The organism is Nocardia sp. CC201C (assembly GCF_030010695.1).
GTDB classification, from domain to species: Bacteria; Actinomycetota; Actinomycetes; order Mycobacteriales; family Mycobacteriaceae; genus Nocardia; species Nocardia otitidiscaviarum.
In genome coordinates this window covers 1-2,678 of sequence record NZ_JASCXP010000635.1, presented here as the reverse complement: position 1 = coordinate 2,678, position 2,678 = coordinate 1, and the positions used below count along the sequence as shown (strand labels likewise).

Annotated in this window: 3 protein-coding genes; all 3 read left to right on the top strand. The window is 71.8% G+C overall.

Annotation, left to right across the window (positions count from 1 at the left end):
• Positions 1 to 1,005: carotenoid biosynthesis protein (locus QK444_RS35260; protein ID WP_282786320.1), on the top strand; the 1,005-nt coding region annotated here is incomplete at its 5' end.
• A gap of 87 nt (positions 1,006 to 1,092) precedes the next feature.
• Entirely contained in the window at positions 1,093 to 1,788 is a 696-nt protein-coding gene (locus QK444_RS35255) for a DUF3153 domain-containing protein (RefSeq protein WP_052373302.1), read from the top strand.
• A 332-nt stretch (positions 1,789 to 2,120) separates the two neighbouring features.
• The coding region (locus QK444_RS35250; RefSeq protein ID WP_282786321.1) for a glycosyltransferase at positions 2,121 to 2,678 on the top strand (558 nt) is incomplete at its 3' end.

Here is a 2,678-nt window from a genome sequence, read left to right as displayed (position 1 = left end):
GCCGTCGGTGTGCTGGTGATCGTGTCCGGGGTCGGGTTGCTGGCCGAGATGGTGGGCACGGCAACGGGATTCCCGTTCGGCTGCTACGACTACGCGAGCGGGCGGATCGGGCCGTCGGTGGCGGGGGTGCCGCTGGTGGTGGCGCTGGCCTGGACCGGTGGCCTGTACCCGGTGTGGATCGTCGCGGGGCAGCTGTACTCGCGCACGGTGACGCGGGTGACGATGACGGCCGTGGGGGCGGTCGGCTGGGATCTGTTCCTGGATCCGCAGATGGTGGCGGACGGGCAGTGGATCTGGTGCTCGCCCTCGCCCGGCCTGCCCGGACTCCCGGAGATCCCGCTGACGAACTACCTCGGCTGGTTCGCCGTCGGCCTGGTGATGGCCGGACTGCTGGCGCTCTGGGATCGGACCGCACCGAACCTCGAGCGCACACCCACCACCGCACGGCCAGCCACCGCACCACCCACCAGCGCCGCCACTGCCACTGAACCGTCGGCCACCGAACCAGCTACCACCACCAAGCAACCGGCCACCGCAACCACGCAACCAGCCACCGCAGAATCGGCAGCCACCGACGCGGCCGCCACCGATCGGCCGGACGCCGCCCCCGTCTCACCCGGCGTCGCCGCCGGTCGAAACACCCCGGCCGCTTCGCCACCCGCAGGAGCGAGTACGACCGGGCCATCAGCCGTATCGGACGCGGCACCGGACCCGACGAACGCGCCAGCCGCCGGACACGACCCGGCCAAGCCACCGATCGCCCCTGCCCCTGTTCGCAGGGCGGACACTGCCGCGGTCGCGGTCCGTTCCGGCGATGTGGCGGTGCCGGTGGCCGTATTCCTGTGGACCTGGCTGGGTTCGGCGCTGGCGCATGCGGTGTTTCTCGGGTTGCCGGTGTCGGCGGGCTACGGGTTGGTGGGGCTGGGGGTGTTGGGGATTCCGCTGGTGCGGGCGTTGTCCGCCCGTCGAATCACGCTGCGGCCGGTGCGTCATGGCACGATGTGAGCCGTGCAGCCGAGTCCGAAGACCGCCATCGCAGCCGACCAGCTCGAACCCGCGCTCACCGCGCGGCGACCGCGCCGTGCGGTTCGGGTGACCGCCGCCCTACTGTTCGCGGCGTTGCTGCTGCCGCTGCTCTCCGGCTGCCTGCGGGTGCAGGCGTCCATGGGCGTGTCGTCCAACGACCGCGTCTCGGGGCGGATCGTCGCCGCCGCCGTCCCGCAGAGCGAGGACGACAAGGGCCCGCAGCTGAAGGCGCCGGACGCGCTCACCGGCAAGGTGCGCGTCGAGTCCTATTCGCAGGACGGCTATGTCGGCAGCCAGGTGTACTTCGAGGACCTGACATTCGGTGAGGTGCAGCAGCTCAGCGCGCTGTCCGATCAGACCCAGGGCATGTTCACCCTCGCCTTCAACCGCCTCGGTGACCTGGTCACCCTCACCGGCCGGGTCGATCTGGGGAGCCTGCCGCCGCATGGTTCGGATGTGCAGTTCACCGTGGCCTTCCCGGCCCGCGTCGGCACCACCAATGGCACCCGCGAGGGCGATTCGGTGGTCACCTGGAAGCTGCCCGCCGGTGATGTGTCCACCCTGCGCGCCGAGGTCGGCTACGCCGATCCCAATACCCGTTCCTTCGCGGGCTGGGCGGGCATCGTCGGCGGCATCACGCTGGCCGTGGCCGCCATCGTGGCGGTGCTGGCCTACATGAACCGCAACCCCGACGCCCCCGAATACGTCCGCGCCGCCCGCTGGATCCGCCCCGGCCGCGGGCCGCGAACACCAGCCGAGTAGAGGCGACCGGCCTTGCGCCGCAGCATGTTTCCCGCACGCGACCGGGCTGTGCCTCCCGCACGCGGTCTGGGCTTCCCACACGGGAGCGGGCTGTGCGCGGCATTCCCAAGAAGGAGCGGCTTGTACGCGGCACCCCCTCACGCGAGCCGTTCGTGGGCGGCTTCCCCACGCGCGAGCCGTTCATGAGCGGCTTCCCCACGCGCGAGACGTTCGTAGGCAGCTCTCCCACGCGGCAGCGGCTTGTGCGCGGCTTCCCCACACGACAGCGGGCTGTACGCGTCGGTGAGCGGTTCGTGCGGGCCGGGGCCGCCATCGCGGTGGCCGGGGCCGCCATGGCGCTGGTCAATCGGCTCACCCTGCCGAGGCTGCGGGTGGGGCAGAGTGTGATCGAACCGGTCACGGTGTGCGTTCCGGCCCGTGACGAGGTTGATCGGGTGCCCGCGCTCATCGCGGATCTGCGTGCGCAGCAAGGAGTTCCGCGGCTGCGAGTAATCGTCCTGGACGACGCCTCCGCCGACGGAACGTACGAGGCGGTCGCCGAGGCCATCGCCGATGACGAGCGATTCACGCTGGCGCGCAATCACTCCGAGCCGCGCGCGGGCTGGACCGGCAAGACGGCGGCGTGTGCCGCACTGGCCGAATTGGCCACGGCAACGGAGCCCACCGCGCTCGTCTTCCTGGATGCCGACGTCCGGCTGGCCCCCGGAGCGCTGGCCGCCGCGATCACCGAATTGCGCCGCCGCCGTGCCGCACTGCTGTGCCCCTGGCCCGAGCAGCGCGCCGAATCCCCCGCCGAACTGCTGGTACAGCCGCTGCTGGCCTGGTCGTGGGCCGGTACGCTGCCCGTCGCGGTGGCCAACCGCACCCGCCGCCCGTCCATGGCGGTGGGC